The 22,937-nt window shown below is 73.5% G+C and carries 21 protein-coding genes; 5 read left to right on the forward strand and 16 right to left on the reverse strand.

Features of this window, described 5'->3' with window-relative positions; all coding sequences use genetic code 11:
- Positions 1-178: 178 nt before the first annotated feature.
- The gene (locus OHB09_RS06830) at positions 179-964 is read right to left on the reverse strand and encodes a DUF1684 domain-containing protein (RefSeq protein WP_328921723.1); all 786 of its coding nucleotides are present in this window, start codon (positions 962-964) and stop codon (positions 179-181) included.
- Between the two features lie 133 nt (positions 965-1,097).
- A complete protein-coding gene (locus OHB09_RS06835) occupies positions 1,098-2,324 on the reverse strand; it encodes a DUF5685 family protein (protein ID WP_328921724.1) in 1,227 nt (408 codons plus the stop codon).
- A 372-nt stretch (positions 2,325-2,696) separates the two neighbouring features.
- Here OHB09_RS06835 and OHB09_RS06840 point away from each other — a divergent pair, with 372 nt between their 5' ends.
- A complete protein-coding gene (locus tag OHB09_RS06840) occupies positions 2,697-3,137 on the forward strand; it encodes a cell division protein SepF (protein ID WP_006141848.1) in 441 nt (146 codons plus the stop codon).
- A 45-nt stretch (positions 3,138-3,182) separates the two neighbouring features.
- Here OHB09_RS06840 and OHB09_RS06845 read toward each other — a convergent pair whose 3' ends face one another.
- Entirely contained in the window at positions 3,183-4,373 is a 1,191-nt protein-coding gene (locus OHB09_RS06845; RefSeq protein ID WP_328921725.1) for an acyl-CoA dehydrogenase family protein, read from the reverse strand.
- A gap of 101 nt (positions 4,374-4,474) precedes the next feature.
- The gene (locus OHB09_RS06850; RefSeq protein ID WP_006141850.1) at positions 4,475-6,109 is read right to left on the reverse strand and encodes an MFS transporter; all 1,635 of its coding nucleotides are present in this window, start codon (positions 6,107-6,109) and stop codon (positions 4,475-4,477) included.
- A gap of 262 nt (positions 6,110-6,371) precedes the next feature.
- Between OHB09_RS06850 and OHB09_RS06855 the strand changes: the two genes are divergently transcribed.
- Both OHB09_RS06855 and OHB09_RS06860 read left to right on the forward strand, forming a co-directional pair.
- Positions 6,372-7,529, forward strand: a complete 1,158-nt coding sequence (locus OHB09_RS06855) for a mannosyltransferase family protein (protein WP_328921726.1) — start codon at positions 6,372-6,374, stop codon at positions 7,527-7,529.
- A 241-nt stretch (positions 7,530-7,770) separates the two neighbouring features.
- Entirely contained in the window at positions 7,771-8,844 is a 1,074-nt protein-coding gene (locus tag OHB09_RS06860) for a phosphatase PAP2 family protein (protein WP_191852338.1), read from the forward strand.
- 6 nt (positions 8,845-8,850) lie between these two features.
- Here the strand turns inward: OHB09_RS06860 and OHB09_RS06865 are convergent, their stop codons facing one another.
- The 4 genes from OHB09_RS06865 to OHB09_RS06880 all read right to left on the reverse strand — a co-directional run bounded on the left by OHB09_RS06865 (position 8,851) and on the right by OHB09_RS06880 (position 12,662).
- Complete coding sequence (locus OHB09_RS06865) at positions 8,851-9,066, reverse strand: I78 family peptidase inhibitor (protein WP_006141853.1); 216 nt, start codon at positions 9,064-9,066, stop codon at positions 8,851-8,853.
- 460 nt (positions 9,067-9,526) lie between these two features.
- Entirely contained in the window at positions 9,527-10,384 is an 858-nt protein-coding gene (locus OHB09_RS06870) for a hypothetical protein (protein ID WP_328921727.1), read from the reverse strand.
- Positions 10,381-11,643, reverse strand: a complete 1,263-nt coding sequence (locus OHB09_RS06875) for a glycosyltransferase family 4 protein (RefSeq protein ID WP_328921728.1) — start codon at positions 11,641-11,643, stop codon at positions 10,381-10,383. Before OHB09_RS06875 ends, OHB09_RS06870 begins: the two co-directional genes overlap by 4 nt.
- A 254-nt stretch (positions 11,644-11,897) precedes the next feature.
- Positions 11,898-12,662 (reverse strand): LysM peptidoglycan-binding domain-containing protein, encoded by a 765-nt coding sequence (locus tag OHB09_RS06880; protein ID WP_328921729.1) that lies wholly within the window; start codon positions 12,660-12,662, stop codon positions 11,898-11,900.
- A 534-nt stretch (positions 12,663-13,196) separates the two neighbouring features.
- Between OHB09_RS06880 and OHB09_RS06885 the strand changes: the two genes are divergently transcribed.
- Both OHB09_RS06885 and OHB09_RS06890 read left to right on the forward strand, forming a co-directional pair.
- Positions 13,197-14,054, forward strand: a complete 858-nt coding sequence (locus tag OHB09_RS06885) for a hypothetical protein (protein ID WP_191891708.1) — start codon at positions 13,197-13,199, stop codon at positions 14,052-14,054.
- A gap of 257 nt (positions 14,055-14,311) precedes the next feature.
- Positions 14,312-14,713: a hypothetical protein gene (locus tag OHB09_RS06890; protein ID WP_006141859.1), complete on the forward strand. Its 402-nt coding sequence runs from the start codon at positions 14,312-14,314 to the stop codon at positions 14,711-14,713.
- An 89-nt stretch (positions 14,714-14,802) separates the two neighbouring features.
- On the opposite strand, the gene der is transcribed toward OHB09_RS06890, so the two are convergent.
- The 8 genes from der to OHB09_RS06930 form a co-directional block, all read right to left on the reverse strand.
- Positions 14,803-16,284 carry a ribosome biogenesis GTPase Der gene (gene der, locus OHB09_RS06895; protein WP_040896054.1) on the reverse strand — a complete coding sequence of 494 codons (1,482 nt, stop codon included), beginning with the start codon at positions 16,282-16,284 and terminating at the stop codon, positions 14,803-14,805.
- A gap of 94 nt (positions 16,285-16,378) precedes the next feature.
- On the reverse strand, positions 16,379-17,086 hold the full coding sequence (locus OHB09_RS06900) for a lysophospholipid acyltransferase family protein (RefSeq protein ID WP_176944983.1): 708 nt from the start codon (positions 17,084-17,086) through the stop codon (positions 16,379-16,381).
- Positions 17,044-17,724, reverse strand: coding sequence for a (d)CMP kinase (gene cmk / locus OHB09_RS06905; protein ID WP_006141863.1), 681 nt, complete (start codon positions 17,722-17,724; stop codon positions 17,044-17,046). Before cmk ends, OHB09_RS06900 begins: the two co-directional genes overlap by 43 nt.
- A 160-nt stretch (positions 17,725-17,884) precedes the next feature.
- Entirely contained in the window at positions 17,885-18,979 is a 1,095-nt protein-coding gene (locus OHB09_RS06910) for a prephenate dehydrogenase (protein WP_319350944.1), read from the reverse strand.
- Positions 18,976-19,338 (reverse strand): chorismate mutase, encoded by a 363-nt coding sequence (aroH, locus tag OHB09_RS06915; protein ID WP_006141865.1) that lies wholly within the window; start codon positions 19,336-19,338, stop codon positions 18,976-18,978. The genes OHB09_RS06910 and aroH overlap by 4 nt, the downstream gene beginning before the upstream one ends.
- Positions 19,339-19,509: 171 nt before the next feature.
- Entirely contained in the window at positions 19,510-20,604 is a 1,095-nt protein-coding gene (locus OHB09_RS06920) for a pseudouridine synthase (protein ID WP_006141866.1), read from the reverse strand.
- Positions 20,605-20,638: 34 nt separating this feature from the next.
- The gene (gene scpB / locus OHB09_RS06925; protein WP_234528891.1) at positions 20,639-21,229 is read right to left on the reverse strand and encodes an SMC-Scp complex subunit ScpB; all 591 of its coding nucleotides are present in this window, start codon (positions 21,227-21,229) and stop codon (positions 20,639-20,641) included.
- Positions 21,230-21,324: 95 nt separating this feature from the next.
- Complete coding sequence (locus OHB09_RS06930) at positions 21,325-22,608, reverse strand: segregation/condensation protein A (RefSeq protein WP_407077357.1); 1,284 nt, start codon at positions 22,606-22,608, stop codon at positions 21,325-21,327.
- Between the last annotated feature and the right edge of the window lie 329 nt (positions 22,609-22,937).

Here is a 22,937-nt window from a genome sequence, read left to right on the forward strand (position 1 = left end):
ACCCGGTGGACGGGCGCAAGGGTGCCTTTCGGCCGTGCGCACGAACGGTCGGTAGGTGTGTGCATACGGAGAGGGAGGAGTGCGGGATGCGTGACGAACCCGTGCGAGGGCGTGCGGAAACCGTGACGGGACCGCGTGGGAGACGTGCGGGAGGCGTGCGGGATGACGGTGCGTCGAGTCAGCGCAGGGTGCGCTCCCCCGCCGCGATCGCGACGTCCAGCGTATTGCCCGGCGGCGGGAGGGGACAGAGGAAATGGGGGCAGAAGGCGCACGGGGGGAGGTACGCGCGGTTGAAGTCCACCGTCGCGCTCCCCTGCGCGTCGGGCGCCGGCGCGTCCAGGAAGCGGAAGCGGTGACTGCCGCCGTCCGCGCCGGTGGTGTCGGTGAAGACGGCCCGCAGCGAGCCGTCCTCCCGCACCGCCACCTGCAGGGTCAGGTCCTGCCCCTCGAGCGTGAAGGCGAGCACTCCGCCGAGCCTGAGCCCCCGGTAACGGCCGTCCGCGTTCTCCACCCGCACGGTCCGGGGCGCGCCGTACGGGGTGAAGTGGCCCGGCACCGTCCAGCGCGGGTCGTACGGCGTGGCCTCGATGCCGCGGAACTCCCGCCGGGCCGGCGCGGCGGGATCGTGGACGCGGACGCCCCAGACGTCCTCACGGTGCAGGACGACCAGGCGCCGCTCGCCGTGCGCCACCCTGGCCGCCTCGACCGGCCCGGGGTCGGCGGTCAGGCGGATCCGGCCGGTGGCGGGCCCGCCGTCGACCGTCAGGCCGTCCTCCGCGCGCGCGGTGAGCACCACCGCGTCCTCCTCGGCGGCCCACCGGCCGGGGGTGTCCGGAATTCGACCGTCCGGGAGGTCCTCGATCCAGTGGATGCCGGTCGGCGTGAGGGGCCCGTAGGGGGCCGAGACCGCCTCCAGCCGGTTTTCCTGCCACTGCTTCCACGCGTCGGGTGCGTCCGTCGTCATGCGGCCAACCCTGCCATATGCGCATGTTTATGACAGCTCGTGACGATCCATGACAGGACATGACAGTGCGCGCGAAACCGGCGCCATCGGTTCGTCACCGGTTCCCACCGGGACCGGAACCGCCTACGTGTCCTCAGCAGTCGCAGCAGGAGCAGCAGTCACAGCAATCGCAACAGTCGCAGGCATCGCAGCAGTCGCAGTCGCAGTTGCTGAGGCACCCCTCCCGCTTCTTGCGCGACCAGGGCCCCTCGTACTCGTCGGCACAGCACACCCGGCAGGTGCAGCACAGCCCCGTGGCAACCGCGCACCCGGCGAGCCAGCCCCGCTTCTCCGGCGGCCGCGGCGGCTCCGGCGGGCCGAACGGCGGCCCGTACGGCGACTGCGGGGGACCGTAGGGCTGCTGCGGCGCCCCGTACGGCGGCTGCGGGGGCCCGAAGGCACCCCACACCGGGCCGGCGCCCGCCGCGCGTCCGGCATCCCCGTCGTGGCCGTCGTGCCCGCACGACTCCGTCCCGAACGCCCGGTCCACCGAGCGCGGCAGTTCGTGCACGAGGAGCAGGTGGGCCAGCGCCGGATCGGTGAACTCCACCTCGCGCAGCGCCAGCCGGATCCCGTGCAGCGCGTCCTCGGCGAGCCGGCGCGCTTCGGCCGTGGAGGTGCCGGTCGCGGTGAGCGGGTTCCAGGCGCCGGTGGCGGCGTCCTCGACCTGGTCCTCGACCGCGTCCAGCAGGTGCGCGAGCCGCCCGAAGAGCCGGCCCGCCTCGGCGAGCGGCTCCGCGTTGGCCGGGCGCCCGGCGAGCAGCGCGGTGTGCGCGAACGCGGCCGCGGTGGCCGTCTCGGTGGGCTCGGTGACCGTCAGCAGGGGCGTGCCGGGCCCGGCGAGCGCCTCGATGCCCGCCTGCCGCTCCACGGCGTCGAGGAGCAGTGCCGTGTCGAAGCCGACCTCGTGTCCGCCGCGGGCGCCCGCGCGTCCCCAGTTCGCGGCGATCCGGCGGGCGGCGAGGGCCACCGGCCGGCGGGCCAGCAGCCCGTCCCCGTCGGCGACGTGGTCGCGCACCTTGGCGGAGGCGAGCACCAGCGAGACGGCGGCGGCGAGCCGGGCCCCCTCGCCCCGGGCGACGGAGGCCGTCCGCATGCCGCGCAGCGGGCAGGGTCCCGCGAGGCGCCGGGCTCCGGCGGCGGGCGCGGACTGAGCCTCCGTCAACACCGATATGAGAAGGCCGTCGTAATTTGTCGCGACCCTCGCGAATTGTCCGTGGTCTTGGCGCAGCGCCAGGCACAGCCCGCACAAGTGGGCCATCCACTGATTTCTGAGCCCCTCGCTGAGCCGGTGCCGGCAGGGGCGAACGATTCCGAACACGACACTTCCCCCGGTGGTGTGCTGGATGTGGGGCGGAGACCGGAAAAACGACGTTGAGCTGCGGCATCGTACCGGCTGAAGGTCTCTTCGGACCCCTTCGCGAGAGGGTTCGGCACCCTCTTACGGGCCCCTTCCGGGTTCACTCTTCCGCATCAGCCGTCACCCACTCGCCGTGAAGAATCATATTTCACTCCCAGTCAGCACCCGTTTGTGTCGCGACCCTTGGGAAACGCGGGCTCTCGACGAACGCGCTCTGCACCAGTACCGTCACGAAACCCCCGCGCGGCGTCTATCCCCTTGGCGCTCCCTCCGCATCATGGACGACCATGGGGATGCGGAAGGCAGGCAGGACCGCTGTGAAAGGAGGCGTCCATGGGATCGGTGCGCAAGGCGAGTGCCTGGCTTGGCCTCGTCGACGACAACGATGACGAGCGTTACTACGACGACGACTACGCCGAGAGTCAGGAGACGGGCGGCGACGCCTGGGTCACCGACCCCCGGGTGAAGGTGGCCTCCGAGGCGGCCGAGGAGAGAAGCCGCCGGATCGCCACGGTCACCCCGGACAGCTTCCGGGACGCCCGGGCGATCGGCGAGCTCTTCCGGGACGGTGTCCCGGTCATCATGAACCTCACGGGCATGGAGCCCGCCGACGCCAAGCGCGTGGTGGACTTCGCGGCCGGGCTCATCTTCGGCCTGCGCGGCTCCATCGACCGCGTCTCCACCCGTGTCTTCCTGCTGACCCCGGCGGACACGGAGATCGTCAGCGGGGAGGCGATGAGGGGGCCGTCCGACGGCTTCTTCAACCAGAGCTGAGGCAGGGCCGCTCACCGGCGCCCCGCGCCCCTTCCGGTGTTCAGGTCACCGGAACGCGTCGAGACCGGTGAGCGCCTTGCCCAGCACGAGCTGGTGCATCTCGACGGTGCCCTCGTAGGTGAGCACCGACTCGAGGTTGGTGGCGTGCCGCATCACGGGGTACTCCAGGGAGATCCCGTTGGCGCCCAGGATCGTCCGGGCGGTGCGGCAGATCTCGATGGCCTCGCGCACGTTGTTGAGCTTGCCGAAGCTGACCTGCTCGGGACGCAGGCGGCCGGCGTCCATGCGCCGCCCCAGATGGTGGGCGAGCAGAATCCCCTTGTGCAGTTCGACCGCCATGTCGGCGAGTTTGGCCTGGGTGAGCTGGAAGCCCCCGATGGGCCGCCCGAACTGCTCGCGCGTCCTCGCGTACTCCACGGCCGACTCGAAGCAGGAGCGGGCCGCGCCCATCGCCCCCCACACGATTCCGTACCGGGCGTGCGAGAGACAGCTCAGCGGGCCGCGCAGTCCGGTGACCTCCGGGAGTACGGCCTCGGCGGGCAGCCGTACGTCGTCCAGGACGAGTTCGCTGGTGACGGAGGCCCGCAGCGACCACTTGTGCCTGATCTCCGGGGCCGAGAAGCCGGGGGTGCCCGCCGGGACGAGGAAACCGCGGATGCCGTCCTCCGTCCGCGCCCACACCACCGCGACACCGGCGACCGATCCGTTGGTGATCCACATCTTGCGGCCGTCGAGGACCCAGTCGCCGCCGTCCCTCCTGGCGTGGGTGCGCATACCGGCGGGGTCGGAGCCGTGGTCGGGCTCGGTGAGCCCGAAGCAGCCGATGACCTCGCCGGCGGCCATGCGGGGCAGCCAGTGCCGCTTCTGCTCCTCGGAGCCGAAGCGGTGGATGGCGTACATGGCGAGGGAGCCCTGGACCGAGACGAGCGAGCGGATGCCGGAGTCGGTGGCCTCCAGTTCCAGGCAGGCCAGGCCGTACTGGACGGCGCTCGCGCCGGCGCAGCCGTAGCCGGTGAGTGACATGCCGAGCGCGCCGAGGTCGCCGAGTTCCCGGGCGAGTTCCCGGATGCCGGGGAGTTCGCCGTTCTCGTACCACTCGGCGATGTGGGGGGCGACGCGGCGGGTGGTCCAGTCCCGGACGGCGGCCCGGACGGCGCGGTCCTCCTCGGAGAGGAGGTCGTCCAGGCCGAGGGGGTCGGCGGGGTCGAAGGCGGGGAGTTTGGCGGACGCGGACACGGACACCTCCGGCAACGGAAAACTAGCGGCGCTAGTCACGGGTAGGGCACGGTAACACCGACGCGGGGACGACCCGCCCGTCCCCCGCCCCCGACAGCCCCCTACGCCGACACCCGCGAGGACCTCTCCACGGCACGCGGCGCCGGGACCGCACCCCCCTGGACGGGCTTCTCCGCCGCCGCGTCCTGCTCGGGGTCCACGCACTGCATCACCCTCGGCAGCCGCAGCGCCATCACCGCGCCCGCGAGCAGCAGCCCCGCGCTCACCAGCAGCGTCACATGCAGTCCCTGCACGAACGAGTGACGTGCGGCCTGCCGCAGCAGCTCCCCGCGCTCGCCCCCGAGCCGCCCGGCCACCGCGTAGGCCTCCCCCAGCGAATGCCCGGCCGCCGCCGAGGCCCCCGCCGGCACCCCCGGCACCGAGGCCAGCCCCGGGGCGTACGCCGCGTTCATCACACTGCCGAGCAGCGCGATGCCGATGCCCGCGCCGAGCTGGTAGGAGGTCTCGCCGATCGCCGCCGCGCCCCCCGCCTGTTCCGCCGGCGCCTCGCTCAGCATCGACTCGTACGCCCCGAACAGCGTCGTCTCCAGTCCGAAGCCGAGCAGCAGGAAGGCGCCGAGCAGCAACGGCGGCTCGTCCTGGGCGCCCATCACGGTCAGGGTGAGGACCGCCCCGGCGGTGAGGAGGAAGCCGAAGGCCACCGTGCGCCGTGGCCCGAAGCGCTGGAGCAGCCGGGAGCCGAGCAGGCCCGCCGCCATCGCCGCGAAGGTCAGCGGCAGCAGCCGCAGCCCGGTCTCCAGCGGCGACAGCCCCAGCACGAGCTGCAGGTACTGCGCCGCGATCAGTTCGAGGCCGACCAGCGCGAGCATCGCCAGCACGATGCAGCCCACCGAGGTGCTGAACGTCTTCCGGGCGAACATGCCGAGGTCCACCAGCGGATGCTTTCTCCTCCGCTGCCGCCGTACGAACAGCACCAGCAGCAGCGCGCCGGCCAGCAGCGGCACGAGGGTGAGCACGGACAGCGGGGGCTCCCCGCCGCCGAGCCGCTTGACCCCGAACACGCTGCCGAAGAGGCCGGCGGCGGCCATGCACGCGCCGGTGACGTCCCAGGGGCCGTTCCCGTCGCCGCGCGACTCGGGCAGCAGCGCCCGGCCCACCGGCAGGCTGACCAGCATCAGCGGGATGTTGACGAGGAAGACCGAGCCCCACCAGAAGTGTTCGAGGAGGAACCCGCCGAGCAGCGGCCCGACGGCCGCCCCGACCGCCGCCACCGCGCTCCACACGCCTATCGCCAGCGCCCTCTCCCGCCGGTCGGGGAAGACCTGGCGGAGCAGGGAGAGCGTGGCGGGCATGATCATGGCGCCGCCGACGCCCAGCAGGGCGCGCGCGCCGATGAGCATGTGGGCGTCGCCGGCGAAGGCCGCGAGCGCCGAGGCGAGTCCGAACAGCGCGTAGCCGAGCAGCAGGACGCGTCTGCGGCCGATCCGGTCGCCCAGAGTGCCGAAGAGAATCAGCAGCGAGGCGCAGACCAGCGGGTAGACGTCGACGATCCAGAGCAGTTCTATCGCGCCGGGCCGGAGGTCCTCGGTGACGGCCGGCACCGCCACGTGCAGCACGGTGGCGTCGACGGCGACGAGCAGCAGGCTGACGCAGAGGACGACGAGGACGATCCAGCGGTTGGCACCTGCCCCGGGCTCCCGACGGCTTCGTACGGCGGCCGTGGTCGTCCCGGACATGTACGTACCTCCCAGATGGTTCCTCGCATTCGGCGGATCCACGGGGTGGGGACGTCCCCGCGGGGCTGCGGCCCGGAGAGGGGTGCTCCGTGGGCGCCACGCAACGATGCGAGTGAGCCGCCAGCGTACGCGAGTTCTCGCCGGTGGCCAGTGGTGGACCCCTCACGTCCGCGGCTCCCGGGTGTGGTGTGCGCCACGCGCCGCCGGGTGGAAGAGGCGGGAGGGGCCGGGGCGGGCCGGCCCTGCGCCGATAATCGAGCGCGTGACCGATCTTGCTCTGCGCACGGCGCCCACCCGCACGGAGGGGCGGCTTCCCGCCCTGCTCGGATACGCCGCCGTGCGCGCCCTGGGGCTGCTGGCGCTCGCCCTGGTGAGCGGCGCGCGCGGCGCGGACCCGCGCACGCTGCTGTCCGCGCGCTGGGACTCGCTCTGGTACACCCGGGTGGCGGAGCTGGGTTACGGCTACGAGGTGCGGCTGCCGAACGGCGACGTCCACTCCGACCTCGCGTTCTTCCCGCTGCTGCCCTGGCTGGAGCGGCTCGGCGCGGCCCTGACCCCGCTGTCGTCCGCCGACACCGGACTCCTGGTGAGCGCCATCGCCTCGCTCGCCGCGGCCGCCGGGATCCACGCCGTGACGGCACATGTGTACGGCGACCGGGCGGCCCTGTACGCGGTACTGCTGTGGGCGGTGCTGCCGGTGGGGATCGTGCAGTCGATGGCGTACAGCGAGTCGCTGTTCACCGCGCTGGCCGCCTGGTCCCTGTACGCGGTGCTGACCGGCCGCTGGGTGGGCGCGGGCGTTCTCGCCCTGCTCGCGGGGCTGACCCGGCCGGTGGGGCTCGCGGTGGTGGCCGCGGTGTGGGCGGCGGCGGTCCGGGAGCACCTGCGGGAGCGGCGCGAGGCAGGGGCCGGGCTCCGCGCCGGGGCGGCCCGGCTGCTCGGCGCGGTGCTCGCGCCGCTGGGGACCGCGGGGTACGTCCTGTGGGTCGGGCACCGCACGGGCGGCGGGTTGTTCGGCTATCTCGACGTCCAGGCGGGCTGGCGCAACGGCTTCGACGGCGGGTACGCCTTCGCCCGCTTCGTCGGCGCGAAGTTCGCCTCGTTCCCCTCGGCCCTGGCCGGGCTGGGGCTGCTCGCCGGGGTCGCCCTGGTGGTGTGGCTCTGCGTCACGTGCGTACGGCAGCGCCAGCCGCTGCCGCTCCTCGTGTACGCGGGCGCGGTGACCGCGCTGGCGCTGTGCGCCTCGAGCTACTTCGGGTCCAAGCCCCGGCTGCTGCTGCCCGCCTTCCCGCTGCTGCTGCCGCTCGCGCGGGCCCTGGCCGGGTGGCGTCCCCGCCGGTCGGCGGCGGTGCTCGGGGTCGTGGCGGTGGCGTCCGCGGTCTACGGCGCGGTGTGGCTGAACGGTTCGGGGCCGCCCTGAGCGCCGCCCGGACGACTCGATGAGCGCCGGGGTAATTCGGGACGATGACGCGATGAACTAATTGAATACGGACGCATAACCGGAACGCCCGACGATCAAAGGAAATGCGGGAGAGACCTGCCGTGCGATCAGGAATTACACAGAAAATAAGCTCTCGCTGAGAGGAATCCCACATCACATCGTCATCACAAACCCGGTGATAGTGCGAGGGCGACAGCTCACTCGCTGTAACGTCGATTGAGTGCGTACCGAAGCAATGCTGACCCGTCTGGACGGGCTGTTCGCGCGGCTCGACCGTGAGCCGGAACGGCCGGCCCACATCGACGTGCCCAGAATGAGCCGGCACCGCGTGGTCCTCTTCGCCGCGACGCTCGCCTTCTACGGCGCGATCGTCTGGGCCGTGGTCGTCACCTCCTGGCTGGTGCGGCTCGACTGGCAGGTCATGTTCTTCCGGCCGTACCAGCAGTGGCCCGAGATCCACGCCTTCCTGGACTACTACGTGGTGCTGGGCCAGCGCGGGCCGACGGCGGTGATGGTGGCGTCCTGGCTGGGCTGGCGCTCCTGGCGGCAGCACACCCTGCGCCCGCTGCTCACCCTGGGCGCGGCGCTGCTGCTGCTGAACGCCACGGTGGGCGCCGCCAAGTACGGCATGGGGCGCCTCGGTCCGCACTACGCGACCACGATCGGCTCCAACGAGATGTGGAACGGCGGCGACATATTTCCCTCCGGGCACACCGCCAACGCGGTGGTGACCTGGGGCATCCTCGCCTATCTGGCCTCGACGCCGCGCACCCGGCGCTGGCTCTCCGCGGTGTCGGCGGTGACCTCGCTCGGGGTCGGTCTGACCACGGTCTACCTCGGTACGCACTGGCTGAGCGACGTGGTGCTGGGCTGGACGGCGGGACTGCTGATCCTGCTGGGGCTCCCGTGGTGCGAGCCGCTGATCGCCCGCGTGGAGGTCGTGATCCTGGACCTGCGGGACCGCTGGCGCGACCGTCTCCTGGCACCCGCGCCCGCCTCCTCGCCCGCCGCGGCCCCTTCCCCGGCCCCGGCGGCGTCCCCCGCTCCGGTGGCCGCGTCGGCGCCGTCCTCGGCCCGTTCGGGCGCCGGCGGCGCCGAGGAGACCGGTTCCCCCGCCCGGGAGGCCGTCTCCGGCCCCCGGGCGACGCGTCCCCCGGCGTATCTGGCGCCCGGGCCGCACACCACCCGCTCCGAGCGCACACCGGTCACCCCGGCCGGCAGCCGGCGTCCGCCGCACCCGGAGCGCACGCCGCGCGCCGCCGCGGGCTCGGCCCGGCCGCTCGGCGGCGGCTGAGAGGGCTCAGCCCTTCCAGCAGCGCCTCACCCTGCCGTCCGCCACCTCGAAGTTCAGGCGTCCGACGCGGTACTCCATGGTGATGACCGTGCCCGGGGCCAGGGACCGCACGGTGCTCCAGCCGCGTTCCCGGGCCAGTCGCTCGGCCGCCGCTGCCTCCTGACCGACGTAGTCCTCCGGAGAGTCCTGGGGTTCCCGGGGCGGGGTGGGAAGAGATGCCATGCCGCCACGGTAGGCGCCACCGGAGGCCCGGGGAAGCGGGAGGGCGTGCCACACCGGCCCCGCCGGGTCCACCCGGCCCGTACGGGCGCGAGGGGGCCGGACGGTTCGTACGTTCCCCGCCGGTCACACTTCTGTCACAGGACAACGACATACGTTTCGGTGCAATCAGTTCACCCGAACGAGCGGTTTCGCGGCCTCCCGACCGCCCGTCGAACGTAATTCCACCTCCCCTTCCGCGACCCCGGACCGGCCCTCGAAAAACCGTGCGGAATATCCGTACAAGGGTGCGGGTGGGGTGCGCAATCCCGCGCGGCCGGCCCTTTTTCCGCCCGAACCCGGACTCCCCGCGGGACTCGGCACCATCACGGGAAAAACACGGTTCGCGCACAGCACCGCCCCGCGCCCCGCACCTCGGCAGGGTGTGGGGCGCGGGGCGCGGGGCCCGGCGGGGCTGCGACGCCTACGGCACCGGGGTGACCGTGAGGGTCAGGTCGTTCGAGGCGGTGTAGGCGGGGCGGACGTGCAGCGACGGGGTGGACGGCGGGTAGTCGGTCCCCGGGTAGTGGAAGACGTCGTGCTTGTCGGCGACGTCGTCCAGGAGGCGGGACAGGCGCACCCGGGGTCCCTCCTCGCCCGCGGGCCGCAGCCGGAACCTCCAGGCCCCCTCCGTCAGCGTCCCGTGCTCCACCGTGCAGGAGAAGCCGCCCGGCACCGAGGGCTCCGCGGTCACCTCCGCCCGCAGCACCGGGCCCTCGCGCCCCGCGCTCAGCTCCATGTACGCCCCCTCAGCGAGCGCGGCGCCGTAGAGCCGGCCCCGCACCGTCAGCCGGTCCTGGCCGAGGGTGAGGTCGCCCGCCTCCGCGTGCGGCGCCCGCAGCCAGCTGCGCACGCTGAGGTTGCCGTGCTTGGTCGTGTAGGGGATGCGTACCGCGATCCGTGCCGCCCCCGGGTCCGGGGAGCGGTCGACGAGCGCCCGCAGGTCGTTGATGCCGGGGGTCAGCCGGCGCGGCTCCGCGTCGCCGACCCGTATGTGTGTCTCCCAGCGTCCCTCCGCCAGTTCGACGCCACTGGGCAGCACGGCCCGCAGCCGCCCCTGGGCGACCGGCGTCAGCGGCAGCCGCACCACGTCCTCCTCGGCGGTGCGGCGGACGAGGACGAGATGCGCGCGGCCGCTCCCACCGCCGTCGAGAACGTCGAAGGTCAGCCCGCCGGCACTGTCGGCGATGCAGTCGGCGCGCGGGGCAGGGATGGCGTCCTCCTTGGGCTGGGACGTGCGCTGGGAAGTTTCGAGGAGCTGATCGGCCGTCGGCTGCGTCATGACGTCCGCCCCTTCCGCAGGGCGGCGTGTCCGGCGTCGCGGACGGCGTAGGCGCTGCCGAGCAGGGCCGCGCGCGTGCGGTGTAAAGAGCCGCGCATCCGGCCGCCCGCCGAGGCGCCGGTGCGGGCCCCGAGGTCGGCGAAGAGCGACTCGTAGCGTTCGGCGATCCGCGCGGGGTCGAAGCGCGCCGAGTTCTTGAGCGCGGCGTGCGACATCTGCTGCCGCTGTTCGTCGTTGTTGATGAGGTCCAGCAGCCCGCCCGCGATCGCCTTCACGTCGCCCACCTTCACCAGGCGGCCGTCGGTGCCGTCGGAGATGATCTCGCCGGGACCGTGGGGACAGTCGGTGGCGACCACCGGCACACCGAGGCGCATGGCCTCGACGATGGTCATGCCGAAGGACTCCATGGTGGAGGTGACGGCGGCGAGGGAGCCCTTGGCCCACTCGGGGTCGATGGGGTGGGCGGCACCCATCAGGTACACGTGGTTGTACAGGCCGAGTTCCTCGATCAGGGCGCGCAGCTTGTCCTTCTGCTTGCCGCGGCCGTATATCCGCAGCCGCCAGTCGGGGCGTTCGGCGGCGACCGTGGCGAACGCCCTGATGAGGAGGTCGTACCGCTTGACCGGGGCGAGCCGCCCGGCCGCCACGACCCACTTGCCGGAGCCGTCGGACGGCTCGACGGCGGGCGCGGGCACCGGGTTGGGCACGGCCTGCAGCCTGACCCCCGGGAGCCGCATCTTGCGCTCGTAGGAGCGGGCGTCGGCCTCCGTGGTGGTGGTGAGCGCGTCCAGCCTCGGGTACACCCCGCGCAGCGTGCGCCGCAGTTGGGGGGAGTGGGTGTCGAGGGTGAGGTGCTCCTGGCCGACGCGCAGCGGGCCGCGCCGGGTCTGCCGGGCGAGGTGCACGTTGAGCCCGGGCCGGGTGCCGACCACCACGTCGGCCTCGACGGAGGCCAGGTGCTCGGCGATGCGCCGGTCCGTGAGGGCGTTGTACTGGTGGAAGCGGGCCTCGGCGTGCGGGAAGACCTCGGCGGGGCGCAGCCGTTCGGGGTCGGCGGCGTCGGCGGTGTCCGGGCGCAGATCGACGAGGTGACGTACGCGCACGCCCGGAACGTGGTCGAAGACCGGGTCCTCGCGGTGGCGGAAGACGGAGACGATCTCCACGTCGTGCTGCTCGGCGAGGGTGTTCGCAAGGTTGTACGTCGTACGGATCGTCCCCCCGATGCCGTACGCGTTGTGCAGAAGGAAAGAAATATGCATGCGTCCCTGTATCCCCTGAGTTCACCTGGCTCGTCCGCCTACTGCATGGTTAGACCCACCACCACGCCCAGAGGTTGGGGTGCCTGACCATCTTGTTCCCGAACGGATGCGCGATCGGTAAGCCGCTCGTGGAACCGTTTGCCCTGTGCAAACGTCAGGGGCTGGAGGGGGCGGGAAAAATTCCGGGGAATCTCAGGGGAGTACGGGGCAACCCCGCCGACTGTTCAAGAGTCGGCGGGCATGGGCGCTCCGGGTCAGAGATCCAGCCGCCGGCCGGGAACGATCAGATCGGGGTCGGCGCCGATGACGTCGCTGTTGGCGATGTAGAGCCGCTGCCAGGTCGTACCGTGCCGTTCCGCGATGCCACTGAGGGTGTCGCCGGTGCGGACGGTGTAGTCGCCGCGCGAGGCGCCTCGGTCGGCGTGCCGCGCCGGACGATCGGCCGGCGCGGTTCCCCGGGACGGGGCGGACTCGGGCGCGGCCCGGTGCGGGGCGCTGTTCGAGGCGCCGTTCCCGCCGCTCGATCCGCTCGATCGGCCCGATCCGCTCGCCGTGCCGCCCGAAGCGGCGGGGGCGCTTCCGGTGGCTCCGGCGCGGGCCGAGCAGACGGGCCAGGCGCCCCAGCCCTGGGCCCGCTGCACCCTCGTGGCCACCGCGATCTGGGCCTCCCGCGAAGCCCCGTCGGCGGTGGCGGCGTACGCGGTGCCGCCGTACGCGCGCCAGGTCCCGGCGGAGAACTGCAGTCCGCCGTAGTAGCCGTTGCCGGTGTCGATGTGCCAGTTGCCACCGCTCTCGCACCGCGCGATGCGGTCCCACACCCCGCCGTCGGCCGCGGCGGCGCCGCCGGCGGCGGCGAGCAGTCCGGCCGGGGCGAGCAGCGCCCCGGCGAGGACCGCGGCCCCGCGGGCCGTACGTGACGCGCGCGGCGTGCGCGGCGTGCGCGGACGGTCCGGACCGCCCACCGCGGGCGGCGTCGTACGGACCTTCTCAGGACGGGAGTTGTCGGCACATGCGGACATGTATTTCCCTCTCGGCATACCCGGGGTCCCCCAGGCGGCGCGCGGCGCCCCACGTGTCGTACGCGGTCGTCGCGCCCCGCCCCGTCCGCCGGTGTGATGCCCCGGACCCATATCGCGGTCCGGCCGGTGGACGTGCCCGGACGGTGCTCGGTGCACACGGCGGAGGAATGTAGGTACGGCGCCGGTCCGGCGGCAACGGTCGGCCCGTCCGGGCAGGCCACTCGACCGTTACCGCCGGTAGCGACCATTTCCGGACACCCACTTCATTGCCCGATTTCCGGATTTGTCAACCGTGTCACGACCGGCACTGTGAGCCACTTCATAGCGTCAAATACCTTGACGCGTGCGCCAGTTGACGGTGAGTGAGGAAATCCGGCGGCGCTCTCACCGTGCGCGTCGGTCGGTTCGATTCCGTTCGCCTTCGGGCGTGACTCCGGCCACAGGTCCTCCGTTGTGTTCTTCATGAGCCGGGACCCCGGCTCATGGCCGGGGGCCACCCGGCATCGTCACGCACGCATCCCGAGGGAGCCACCCGTGCCGCGCATGCTCGATGTCAGCGACGACGTACGCGCCGAGATCGGCGACGAAGAGGCCGAACGGCTGCTCGCCGGAGAGAACGCACCCGGCGGCTACGACTGCACGTCGTGCCGCACCCCGGGCGACTCCGAGCAGGAGCGCACGAGCACCGTCCTGTTCATCGGCGAGGAGACCGCCGTCCTCGCCTTCGCCCACGCCGGCTGCCTGCCCTCGCAGGTCGTCAAGGTCACCGAGGAGCAGCTCCAGGGCGCCGTCCGCTCCATCACGGCGGACGCGGGGGCGGGACAGCCCGGACACCCCGGGCAAGCCGGTTACGCCGGGCAGGCCGGTTACGCCGGGCAGGCCGATCAGCCCGGGCAAACCCCGGGGGCGGCGGCACCCGAGCAGGCGGTGCTCGGGGTCACCAGCGGGCTCGTCCTGATCGCCGGTGAACTGCACCCGGCGCTGGTCGTCGAGCCGACCGCGCCGATCGCGCGGCCCGGCGCCACGGGCGTGGGCGACGACTTCCTGCCGCTCCTCATCGAGCAGGGCTTCATGCCGCTCACCGCGATCGAGACGGTGCCGGCCGTTCTGCACGGGTGGTCGGTGCTGCTCGCGATGGGGCGGCTGCACGCGGTGCTGCAGCCGGGCCCTTCGGGCGGCTCGCCGGTGGCGTGGTGGCAGGCTCACCAGCCGCTGCAGGTCACGGAGGGCTGGCGGACGGCGGCCAACAAGCACCAGCAGGTGCTGCTGTTCGCGGCGCCGGTGGGGTCCATCGGCCGGCAGCCGCGGGAGGACCTGCTGCGGGATGCACTGGACCGGGCGGCGGCGGAGGGCAAGCTGGTGGGGGCGGCGCTGCCGCTGGCCGGCACCTGACCGTTCCCGCCCGCAGGCGAAGGACCGCGCCCCGTCTCCGGCGGGGCGCGCTCGTGCGCCGAGCCGATCGCCCGCTCGTACGCCGAGCCGATCGCCCGCTCGTACGCCGAGTCGATCGCCCGCTCGTACGCCGAGTCGATCGCCTGGTTGATCGCCCGGCTGTTCGCCGGGTTGTTCCCCGCGTCGTTTGGCCCCCTTGGGGTGGGAGTGGGACGAATCGGCGCATCCTCGGGGCGCGTCACGTCGTTGGCAGTGACGTGCACGCATACGACTCCCCCCACCGCCCCGCCTTCCACCCCGTTCCGGCCGCCCGGAGCGGGCAGGACGCTCCCGGCGGCCCCTCGGCCACGCCGATCTACGACGCGCTGTACGCCGAGTACGTCAGGTCCTACCGGACGCTGCCCGGTGACCGCACGGGCGAGGAGGAGCTCCGCTTCAGCGGTTTCGGCGACACGTTCCACCACCGCACGGGCACCTACCACTCCCCCACCCACGGCACGTACGGCGCGTTCAGTGCCGGCGCGCACGGCGCCCGCCGTACCGCCGCGCAGCAGACGCACTCCGGCACCGCGGCCTGGCAGCCCGGTGCCCACCGGCACGGCAACGGCATGCACCACGTGCCGGCGGCCCTGCCCCCGGCCCCCCGCCGGGCGACCTGACACACGGGCGGGCGGCGACCGGATCCTCCCGGCCGCCGCCCGCCCCGCAGGTCACTCCCCGAGCTCCCCGGGCCCGTCGGACCCGTCGCTCACTTCTTCTTGGCGCCGCGCTTCTCGCGGACCCGCACCGAGATGTGGATCGGCGTCCCCTCGAAGCTGAACTCCTCCCGCAGCCGGCGCTCGATGAAGCGCCGGTAGCCCGCCTCGATGAACCCGGAGGCGAACAGCACGAACCGCGGCGGCTTGGTCCCGGCCTGCGTGCCGAAGAGGATGCGCGGCTGCTTGCCGCCCCGGACCGGGTGCGGATGTGCGGCGACCAGCTCGCCGAGGAAGGCGTTGAGCCGCCCCGTCGGCACCCGGGTCTCCCAGCCGGCCAGCGCCGTCTCGATCGCCGGGACCAGCTTCTCCATGTGCCGCCCGGTGCGCGCGGAGACGTTGACCCGCGGCGCCCAGGCCACCTGGCCGAGCTCCGTCTCGATCTCCCGCTCCAGGTAGTAGCGGCGCTCCTCGTCGAGCGTGTCCCACTTGTTGAAGGCCAGGACGACCGCGCGGCCCGCCTCGACGGCCATGGTGACGATCCGCTGGTCCTGCACCGAGATGTTCTCGGAGGCGTCGAGCAGGATGACCGCGACCTCGGCCTTCTCGACCGCGGCCGCCGTGCGCAGCGAGGCGTAGTAGTCGGCGCCCTGCTGGAGGTGGACCCGCTTGCGGATGCCCGCCGTGTCGACGAACTTCCACGTCACGCCGCCGAGTTCGATGAGCTCGTCGACCGGGTCGCGGGTGGTGCCGGCCAGTTCGTTGACGACGACGCGCTCCTCGCCCGCCACCTTGTTCAGCAGCGAGGACTTGCCGACGTTGGGCCGGCCGATGAGCGCGATGCGGCGCGGTCCGCCGAGACCGGTCCCGCCGAAGTTCTCGCGGGGGGCCTCGGGCAGGGCCTCCAGGACCTTGTCCAGCATGTCGCCGGTGCCGCGGCCGTGCAGGGCCGAGACCGGGTGGGGCTCGCCGAGACCGAGCGACCAGAGGTAGGAGGCGTCGGCCTCGCCGCTGGGGCCGTCGACCTTGTTGGCGCACAGCACCACCGGCTTGCCGGCCTTGCGCAGCAGCCGGACGACGGCCTCGTCGGTGTCGGTCGCGCCGACCTTGGCGTCGACCACGAAGACGACCGCGTCGGCGGCCTCGATCGCGTACTCGGCCTGCGCGGCCACGGAGGCGTCGATGCCGAGGACGTCCTGCTCCCAGCCGCCGGTGTCGACGACCTTGAAGCGGCGGCCGGCCCACTCGGCCTCGTAGGTGACGCGGTCGCGGGTGACGCCCGGCTTGTCCTCGACGACCGCCTCGCGGCGGCCGATGATGCGGTTCACCAGGGTCGACTTGCCGACATTGGGGCGGCCGACGACGGCGAGCACGGGGAGCGGGCCGTGTCCGGCCTCCTCCAGGGCGCCCTCGACGTCCTCGACGTCGAAGCCCTCTTCCGCGGCGAGCTCCATGAACGCCGCGTATTCGGCGTCGCCAAGCGCTCCGTGCTCGTGCTCCTCGCCCGAGCCGCCGGAGGGGATGTGGTCGTTCATGAAGTGCGTACCTCGTCGTTCATCGTGGTGATCGGTGGTCGCCCGGTGAGGGAGAGCCACTACTCAAGTGTCGCAGGGTCTGCCTTGGCTTTCCCTAACGCCCGGTCAGGCGCCTGGCGTTTTCCAGGTGGGCGGTGAGCTGCTTCTGGATGCGCAGGGTCGCCTCGTCCAGCGCCGCGCGCGTGCGCCTGCCGCTGCCGTCACCGGCGTCGAAGGGATCGCCGAAGACGACGTCGACGCGGGAGCGCAGCGGGGGCAGCCCCTTCATCAACCGTCCTCGGCGCTCGGAACTTCCCAGCACCGCCACCGGGAGGACCGGGGCGCCACCGCGCACGGCGAAGTAGGCGAGCCCGGCGCGCAGCGAGGCGAAGTCGCCCTCGCCCCGGGTGCCCTCGGGGAATATGCCGAGGACACCGCCCTGGTCGAGGACGGCGAGGGCACGGCTGATCGCCGTGCGGTCCACACCGTGGCGGTCCACCTTGACCTGGCCGATCCCGGTGAGGAAGGGGTCCAGCGGGCCGATGAACGCCTCCTTCTTGATCAGGAAGTGCGTCGGCCGGGGCGCCACGCCCATGACCATGGGGCCGTCGACGTTGTGCGTGTGGTTCACGGCGAGGATCAGCGGGCCGGTGGCGGGCACCCGCCAGGCGCCGAGGACGCGCGGCTTCCACAGCCCGTACATCAGCCCCACGCCGATGCGGCGGCCCACCTCCGCGCCGCGCTCCGAGGGCGGGCCCGCCTCGGGCTTCGAGGGACGGCTCACTTGGCCGCCCGCTTCTCCTCGACGAGGGTGACGACGCACTCGATGACCTGCTGCAGGGTCAGCTCGGTGGTGTCCACCTCGACCGCGTCGTCCGCCTTGGCCAGCGGGGAGGTCTTGCGGCCGGAGTCGGCGGCGTCCCGCTTGATCAGGGCCTCGCGGGTGGCGTTGACGTCGGCGCCCTTGAGCTCGCCGCTGCGGCGGGCGGCGCGCGCCTCCGGGGAGGCGGTGAGGAAGATCTTCAGGTCGGCGTCCGGCAGGACGGTCGTGCCGATGTCACGGCCCTCGACGACGATGCCCCGCTCGGCGGCCGCGGCGAGCGAGCGCTGCAGCTCGGTGATCCGGGTGCGCACCTCGGGCACCGCGCTGACGGCGCTGACCCTGGCGGTGACCTCCTGGGTGCGGATCGGGGCGGAGACGTCGGTGCCGTCGACCGTGATCGTCGGGCGCTCGGGGTCGGTGCCGGAGACGATCTCGGGCTTGCCGGCGGCGTCGGCGATCGCCGACGGGTCGTCTATGTCGATGCCGTTGGTCACCATCCACCAGGTGATCGCCCGGTACTGGGCTCCGGTGTCCAGGTAGCTCAGGCCGAGCTGCGCGGCCACGGCCTTCGACGTGCTCGACTTGCCCGTGCCCGAGGGGCCGTCGATGGCGACAATCACTGCCGGGACGCTTTCCACGGTGGAACACCTTCCAGGTGCAGGGTGGTGGGTGAGGTGGTGCGGGACGTTGGGCAGGGCCCTGAGGCGCCCCGCACAAGGTTACTGGCTCCCGGGCCCCCCTCCGACAGCCGTACGCGGGCGGGCGCGGGGCCGGCGGGACGCCGGGGCCCGGCCGGTCTCACTGCCGGATGGCCCAGCCCCGTTCGCGCAGCGCCGCGGTGAGGACCGGGGCGCGGCTCGGCTCCACCATGAGCTGGACGTGACCGGCCTGCTGCCCCGTGGCGTGCTCGATGCGGACGTCCTCGATGTTGACGCCGGCCGCCCCCGCGTCGGCGAAGATGCGGGCGAGCTGGCCCGGCTGGTCGTCGATGAGCACGGCGACGACCTCGTAGACGCGCGGGGCGCTGCCGTGCTTGCCGGGGACCCGGACCTGTCCGGCGTTGCCCCGCCGCAGCATGGTCTCGATGCCCTCGGCGCCCTCGCGCCGCTTGCTGTCGTCGGAGGACTGCAGGGCGCGCAGGGCGCGCACGGTCTCGTCGAGGTCGGCGGCGACGTCGGTGAGCAGGTCGGCGACGGGGCCGGAGTTCGCGGAGAGGATGTCGATCCACATCCGGGGGTCGGAGGCGGCGATCCGGGTCACGTCCCGGATGCCCTGCCCGGACAGGCGCACGGCGCTCTCCTCGGCGTGCTGGAGCCGGGCGGCGACCATGCTGGACACCAGGTGCGGCATGTGCGAGACGAGGGCGACCGCGCGGTCGTGGGCGTCGGCGTCCATGACGACCGGGACGGCCCGGCAGTGCGAGACCAGTTCGAGCGCGAGGTTGAGCACCTCGGTGTCGGTGTCCCGGGTGGGGGTGAGCACCCAGGGCCGGCCCTCGAAGAGGTCCCCGGTGGCCGCCAGCGGCCCGGACTTCTCCCGGCCGGACATGGGGTGGGTGCCGAGGTAGCGGGCCAGGAGTTCCTCGCCGAGGCCGAGGGCCTCCAGGGCGCGGCGCGGTCCGCCCTTGACGCTGGCCACGTCGAGGTAGCCGTAGCCGAGGCCGCGCCGCATGGCGTCGGCCAGCACGGGGGCGACGTGGGCGGGCGGGGCGGCCACGAGGACCAGGTCGACGGGGCCCTCGGGGGCCTCGTCGGTGCCGGCTCCGAGCGCGGCGGCGGTGCGGGCCTGCCCGGGGTCGTGGTCGGCGAGGTGCACGGTGACGCCGCGCTGCGCCAGCGCGAGGGCGGCGGAGGTGCCGATCAGGCCGGTGCCGAGGACGAGTGCGGTTCTCACTGGGCGATGTCCTTGCGCAGGGCGGCCGCTGCGCCGAGGTAGACGTGCGCGATCTCCGCACGGGGCCGGTCGGTCTCGATGTGCGCGAGTATCCGCACGACCCGGGGCATGGCGCCCGCGATGTCGATCTCCTGGGCGCAGATCAGGGGCACGTCGACGAGGCCGAGCTTGCGGGCGGCGACCGCCGGGAAGTCGCTGTGCAGGTCGGGCGTGGCCGTGAACCAGATGCTGATCAGGTCCTCGGCGCTCAGGCCGTTGCGCTCCATCAGCGCGGTGAGCAGTTCGCCGACCTGCTCGCTCATGTGCCCGGCCTCGTCCCGCTCGAGCTGGACGGCGCCCCGGACCGCTCGTACCGCCACGGTGCTGCTCCTCGCTGGTGTCACCTACGAACTGCGTGCACGGCCAGCGTAGTCAGCCGGGAGCCGTCGCGGCGGACGGGCTCCCGGCGCCCGTCCGCCGGAACGGCCCGGCCGCGCCCCTTCGCGCCCGGCCGCACCCCTTCACGGGGGTGCGGCTGCCGGGTTGTGGGGCTACAGCTCCACTTCCTGCATCAGCATGCCGACCTCCGTGTTGGACAGCCGCCGCAGCCAGCCCGACTTCTGGTCGCCCAGGGTGATGGGGCCGAAGGCCGTGCGGACCAGCTTGTCGACGGGGAACCCGGCTTCCGCCAGCATCCGCCGCACGATGTGCTTGCGGCCCTCGTGCAGGGTGACCTCGACGAGGTAGTTCTTGCCGGTCTGCTCGACGACCCGGAAGTGGTCGGCGCGCGCGTACCCGTCCTCGAGCTGGATGCCGTCCTTGAGCCGCTTGCCGAGGTCGCGCGGGATCGGGCCGACGATGTGCGCGAGGTAGGTCTTGCGCACGCCGTAGCGCGGGTGCGTCAGCCGGTGGGCCAGCTCGCCGTGGTTGGTGAGCAGGATGACGCCCTCGGTCTCGGTGTCGAGCCGGCCCACGTGGAAGAGCCGGGTCTCCCGGTTGGTGACGTAGTCGCCGAGGCACTGCCGGCCCTCGGGGTCCTCCATCGTGGAGACGACGCCGGCGGGCTTGTTCAGCGAGAAGAACTGGTACGACTGCGTGGCGACGGTGAGCCCGTCGACCTTGATCTCGTCGTGCTCGGGGTCGACCCGCTTGCCCTGCTCCAGCACGATCTCGCCGTTGACCTCGACGCGGGCGTCCTCGATCAGCTCCTCGCAGGCGCGGCGGGAGCCGTAACCGGCGCGGGCGAGGACCTTCTGCAGCCGCTCGCCCTCCTGCTCGGCGCCGGGGAAGGTCTTCGGCGGCTTCACGTCCTTCTTGCCGGCGTACCGCTCGCGGTTGCGCTCCTCGGCGCGGGCCTCGTACTCCCGGGAGCGGGCCGGCTCCGTACGGCCGCGCCCGGAGCCGCCGCCGCCCTGCTGGGGCTGCCGGGGTCCGCCCTTGGCGCCGCCGCGCGCGCCGGCGCCCCGCGCCGAGTCGCCGCGGCCGGCCTTCGGGCCGTCCTTCGTGGCGCCGGGACCGACGTCGTAACGGCGCTCCTCGGGGCGGGGCCGGCGGGGGCGGCCCTGCCCCTGCTTGTCGTCCCTGTTGTTGCCGGCCCCGCGGTGGTTACCGCGTCCGCCGCTCTTGCCGCTGCCGCTGCTTCGCATCAAAGTTCCGTCGTCGTCGTGTGCGTGTGGTTCGTCATGGCCATCGTGTGCCGGTGTGCGCCGGGTCCGGGGCGTGGTCCTCGTCCGTGTCCGGCGCGTCCGGGTCGAACGACGGTACGCCCTCCTGGGTGTCGGCCTCGATCGCCTCCGCCTCCGGGAGGAAGGGCGCGAGCTCCGGGAGCTCGTCCAGGCCGCGCAGGCCCATCCGCTCCAGGAAGTAGTTCGTCGTCACGTACAGGATCGCACCTGTTTCGGGTTCCGTGCCCGCCTCCTCCACCAGTCCGCGCTGGAGGAGGGTCCGCATGACGCCGTCGCAGTTGACCCCGCGCACGGCGGAGACGCGGCTGCGGCTGACCGGCTGGCGGTAGGCGACGACCGCGAGGGTCTCCAGTGCGGCCTGGGTGAGCCGGGCCTGCTGCCCGTCGAGGACGAAGCGCTCGACGGCCGGGGCGTACTCGGCGCGGGTGTAGAAGCGCCAGCCGCCCGCGACGAAGCGCAGCTCGAAACCGCGGCCCTGCGCGGTGTACTCCTCGGCCAGCGCGCGCAGGGCCTCGGCGATCTGCCGGCGGGGGCGCTGGAGGATCTTCGCCAGATGGGCCTCGGTGGCGGGCTCGTCGACGACCATGAGGACGGCCTCCAAGGCGGGCCCGAGGTCGAGTGCGGCGACGGGGTCGGGGGCCGCGTCGGTGTCGGTCCGCGCGCCCCGGGTGCTCTGCTCGCTCACGCCTTCTCCTCCTCGCTCGTGCGGTCCTGACGTTCCCCGGGGCCGTCCCCGTCCTCCTGCCGCCGCTCGGGCGGGCGGTCGAACTCGTCCGTGACGGCGGGCAGCGATCCGTCCTCTCCGCCGGTCCAGCGGACCAGGAGCTCGCCGAGGGCGCTCTCCTGGTCCAGGGCGACGGCCTTCTCCCGGTACAGCTCCAGCAGGGCGAGGAAGCGGGCGACGACGGTCAGGGTGTCCTCGGTGTCCTCCACGAGGATCCGGAAGCTCGCCTCGCCGAGTTCCCTGAGCCGGGCCACGACGATGCCGGCCTGCTCGCGCACGCTCACCAGCGGGGCGTGGATGTGGTCGACGTAGACCTGCGGGCGGGGCTTGGGCTGCATCGCCTTGACCGCGAGCCGGGCGAACCCCTCGGGCCCGATGCTGATGACCACGTCGGGGAGCAGCTCGGCGTGGTGCGGTTCGAGGCCGACGGTGCGGGGGTAGCGGCGGGCCTCCGCCTCCGCCCGCTCGTGGAGGATCCCGGCGATCTGCTTGTAGGCGCGGTACTGGAGCAGCCGCGCGAACAGCAGGTCGCGCGCCTCCAGCAGGGCGAGGTCGGCCTCGTCCTCGACCTCGGCGGTGGGCAGCAGCCGGGCGGCCTTGAGGTCGAGCAGGGTGGCCGCGACGACGAGGAACTCCGTCGTCCGGTCCAGGTCCCAGTCGCTGCCCATGCCGCGGATGTGCGCCATGAACTCGTCGGTCACCTTGGAGAGGGCGACCTCGGTGACGTCCAGCTTGTGCCGGGAGATCAGTTGCAGCAGCAGGTCGAAGGGCCCCTCGAAGTTCACCAGCCGCACGGTGAACACCCCGTCGCCGGCGGCCTCAGGCTCCCCCGCCGAGCGTTCCTCGCTCTCCGGGGCGCGCACCCCGGCGGGCCCCTCGGCCACGCCGGGCCCCGCGCTCCCGCCACCGGGCGCCCCGCCCTGCCGGGGGGCGGCGGATTCCGGCGTGGGTGCCTCGGCGGCGTCAGCGCCGGAGGGGCGCTGCCCGTCCGGCTCCCGCCGCGGGGCCTCCGGGGCCGTTCCCGAGTCCGCGTGCGGGTCCACCCGCGACGAAGACCCGCCCACCGCGGGCACCGTCGCGGGCACCGTCGCGCCCACAGCGGCGACCTGGGGGTCGAGCGAGGGTGCCTCGGCGGGGACACGGGGGCCCGGCCCGGGCGCCTCGGCCGGGTCCGGCCGCGGGCCACCGGGGACCAGCCCCCGATCCGCCTGCGGGCCCCCCGGCGGCCGGGGAGTCTCCAGCGCGTCCGCGGCCGCACCGGCGGCCTGGGGGCCCAGCGAGGGTGCCTCGGCGGGGACACGAGGGCCCGGCCCGGGCGCCTCGGCCGGGTCCGGCCGCGGGTCCCCCGGGACCTGCCCCCGATCCGTCTGCGGGCCCTCCGGCGGCCGGGGAGTCTCCAGCGCGTCCGCCGCCGCACCGGCGGCCGGTTCGGGCGAGGGTGCCTCGGGGGTGGCAGGCGGTGGGGCCTCGGGCGTGGACCGCGGGCCCCGGCCGAGGGGGCGGCGGCGTCCGCGGGGGGTGTCGTACGCGGTCATAGCGGTCGCAGGCTACCTTCCGCGGCCCGCGGGAC

It is taken from the genome of Streptomyces griseoaurantiacus, from assembly GCF_036189845.1.
GTDB lineage: Bacteria > Actinomycetota > Actinomycetes > Streptomycetales > Streptomycetaceae > Streptomyces > Streptomyces griseoaurantiacus.

Bases quoted from the DNA above. Each gene is read 5' to 3' on its own strand.
- OHB09_RS06880 (WP_328921729.1), bottom strand. From the start codon at position 12,662: ATGTCCGCATGTGCCGACAACTCCCGTCCTGAGAAGGTCCGTACGACG.
- OHB09_RS06865 (WP_006141853.1), bottom strand. From the start codon at position 9,066: ATGGCATCTCTTCCCACCCCGCCCCGGGAACCCCAGGACTCTCCGGAG.
- OHB09_RS06840 (WP_006141848.1), top strand. From the start codon at position 2,697: ATGGGATCGGTGCGCAAGGCGAGTGCCTGGCTTGGCCTCGTCGACGAC.
- der (WP_040896054.1), bottom strand. From the start codon at position 16,284: ATGAACGACCACATCCCCTCCGGCGGCTCGGGCGAGGAGCACGAGCAC.
- OHB09_RS06850 (WP_006141850.1), bottom strand. From the start codon at position 6,109: ATGTCCGGGACGACCACGGCCGCCGTACGAAGCCGTCGGGAGCCCGGG.
- OHB09_RS06875 (WP_328921728.1), bottom strand. From the start codon at position 11,643: ATGCATATTTCTTTCCTTCTGCACAACGCGTACGGCATCGGGGGGACG.
- OHB09_RS06920 (WP_006141866.1), bottom strand. From the start codon at position 20,604: ATGCGAAGCAGCGGCAGCGGCAAGAGCGGCGGACGCGGTAACCACCGC.
- OHB09_RS06870 (WP_328921727.1), bottom strand. From the start codon at position 10,384: ATGACGCAGCCGACGGCCGATCAGCTCCTCGAAACTTCCCAGCGCACG.
- OHB09_RS06830 (WP_328921723.1), bottom strand. From the start codon at position 964: ATGACGACGGACGCACCCGACGCGTGGAAGCAGTGGCAGGAAAACCGG.
- scpB (WP_234528891.1), bottom strand. From the start codon at position 21,229: ATGGTCGTCGACGAGCCCGCCACCGAGGCCCATCTGGCGAAGATCCTC.